The following is a 3038-nucleotide window of genomic DNA, read 5'->3' on the forward strand; positions in this document are numbered from 1 at the left end:
GCGAAGCCGGATCCAGCACCGCCCCAGGTGCCGCGTCGGAAGAGCCAGCCGACTCCTCCAACTCATCCACGCCAACAACCATCCCGACCCCGGCGTCGGCGAGCATGAACTCCACCCGCTCGGGCGGCAGCGACGCGTCCACCGGCACATACGCCGCCCCCGCCTTCCACACCCCCACAATCCCCACCACCATCTGCGGACCACGCGGCAACCGCAGCCCCACCACCGACTCCCCACACACACCCCGACCACGCAGCCAATTCGCCAACCGATTCGCCGCCACATCCAAATCGCCGTAAGACAGCTCCACACCCTCAAACACCACCGCAGCCAAATCGGGAGCCTCCACCACCCGCTCCGCAAACAACTCCGGCACCGTCGCGGTGTCCACCGGCACTGCCGTGTCATTCCACTCCGACAACAGCCGATCCCGCTCGCGAGGCTCAAGAATGTTCAACGCGCCAAGTCGAGTCTCGGAAGCTCCGTTCAACGTGTCGGACAGTGCCTCCAGCACGCTTCCTATCGCCGTGCGCAGCAAGTTGCACACAGCGGCCACATCAATCGGCTTGACGGCCTCCACACTGATGCTGAGTTCGTTCGGCCCAACGTCGTTGAGCGCCACGGTGAGCGGATAGTTGGTCCGCTCCCGTCGAGAAATATGCTGGATTCCCTCAAGCTGCCGTTGTCCGGTCGCGTCTGCCTGCTGAACGGTATGGCGGTAATTGAACAGCGAAGTGAAGAGCGGAGCATTCCCCGCGACTCCGCTGGTCCGCTGGGCGATGGCCAGCGGAGCGTGCTCGTGCTCCAGCAGCGCGGCCAGTTGGTCCCGCATCGTCTCAACCGCGGCCCGTACTCCGACCTCGCCGGTCCGCAGGCGTACCGGCAGCGTGTTGATGAACGGGCCGAGCACCCGGTCGGCGCCCGCCCCCGCGTTCATCCGGCCGAACAGCACGGTGCCGAACACCACGTCGTCCCGGCCCGACAGGGTGGCCAGCACCCGCGCCCACGCCACGTGCAGCACGGTGGCCACGCTGACGCCCAGCTCACGCGCCACCTGACGCAGGGCCGCGACCATCTGGCCAGGCAGAGGCAGCAGCTCGGCGCGGAGGTCAGCGTCCCCCCGTACATCCAGCACCCCATAGGGGGCGGTGGGCTCGGTGATGTCGCCGAGCAGTTCAGCGAAGAATCGCTCGTGCTCAGCCCTCGGGACGGACCGTGTCTGCGCCACGAAGTTCCGGAACGGCAACGCCGGCGCCAGGTCCGCGGCCCTCCCGGCCAGCACGGCTCGCAGCTCGCCCAAGAGGACGTCCATGCCGAGGTGGTCCTGCACCATGTGATGCATCCGCACGACGGCCAGCCAACACCCCTCCACCATCTCTGCCACGTGCACGTCCACCAGCGGCGCACGCCCCAGATCCATTACCGAACCAGCTCGGGCCATCAGGTCCTTGCCCATGGCGGCAGGTTCCGTGCTCTCGCCCTCCAGCGTGTGCTCGACGACCGGTAGCTCGGCCTGCCGCCACACCACCTGCACAGGCTCCCGCAAGCCCTCCCAGACGACGCCGGTGCGGTAGATGTCATGCCGATCCACCACCCGCTGCAACGCTCGCGCAAACTCATCCAACCGGGAGCGAGAGTCGAACTCCATCACCCGGACGGTCAGATAGACGTCGTCGCCTTCGCCCGCCATGAGGTGGTGGAAGAACATGCCCTCCTGCAACGGCGCCAACGGGTAGATGTCGGCGACGTTCGCCGCCCCACCATCGACCGACGCCACGGCCCGATCGATCTCCACCTGGTCCAGCTCCACCAGCGGCAGCATCTCCGGGGTGATCCGATCCGCGCCGTCGGGGATCAGATTCTCCGGCACCTCGACAGCACCGACACCTGCCGCCCCTGCCAGGCCCGCGGGCGTCGGCGCCTCGAACAACGCCCGTACCCCGACCTCCACACCCAGCGCCGCGCGGATCCGCGATATCAGCCGGACGGCGAGGAGGGAATGTCCGCCGAGCTGGAAGAAGTTGTCATCGACCCCGACCACATCCACGCCCAGCACATCAGCAAAGGCGGCGCACAGGATCTCCTCCTGCACGGTGGCCGGTGCGCGCCCGGATCCGATGGTGTACTCGGGTGCGGGCAGCGCGCGGCGGTCGAGCTTGCCGTTGGCCGTCAGCGGCAGCTCCGGCAGGGTCACGAACGCGGCGGGCACCATGTACTCCGGCAGCCGCGAGGCAACCAGTTCCCTCAGTCCTTCCGGCTCCCGGCCATTCGGCACTACGTAGGCCACCAACTGCTGATCACCGGGGCTGTCCTCACGGGCGATCACCGCGGCCTGCGTCACGTTCGGATCGGTCAGCAGGGCGGCCTCGATCTCGCCCGGCTCGATCCGGAACCCGCGCACCTTCACCTGCTCATCCGCACGACCGGCGAACACCAGCTGCCCATCCGACGTCCACCTGGCCAGGTCGCCCGTCCGGTACATCCGCTCCCCAGACCCCGGGCCGAAGGGGCAAGCCACGAACCGCTCACCCGTCAGCGACGGACGACCCACATAGCCGCGCGCCAAGCCCGCTCCCGCGACGTAGACTTCACCGGCCACGCCGACGGGCATCGGCTGGAGGGCATCGTCCAGGACGTACATGCGGGTGTTGGCGATCGGCCCGCCGAACGGCACCGCACCCGAACGGCTCCCGTCGATCATGCCGATCGCCGAGATGACCGTCGCCTCGGTCGGACCGTAGGCATGCACCAGCTCACGCCCCGGCGACCACGTGCACGCCACCGCCTCACTGACCGCCTCCGACCCCACCACCATCGGACCGACGTGCGTCAGGTCCTCGGGGTCCAGCACCTCCAGCAGCGACGGCACCACACTCGCCGCCCCCACACCCTCCAGCTCCTCCAGCCTCCGTGGCTCCTGACGCTGCTCCTCACTGGCGATCCACAACGTGGCACCCGACGACAGGGCCACACACACATCCAGCACCGACGCGTCGAAACTGAACGAGGCGAACTGCAACACCCCCACACCCGGCCCC

General features: G+C 68.3%; 1 protein-coding gene. It reads right to left on the minus strand.

Annotation, left to right across the window (positions count from 1 at the left end; all coding sequences use genetic code 11):
• On the minus strand, positions 1-3022 hold a 3022-nt coding region (locus ACYVOO_RS16900; RefSeq protein ID WP_461016468.1), incomplete at its 3' end, for an AMP-binding protein.
• Positions 3023-3038 lie beyond the last annotated feature (16 nt).

Source organism: Streptomyces daliensis, from assembly GCF_054782395.1.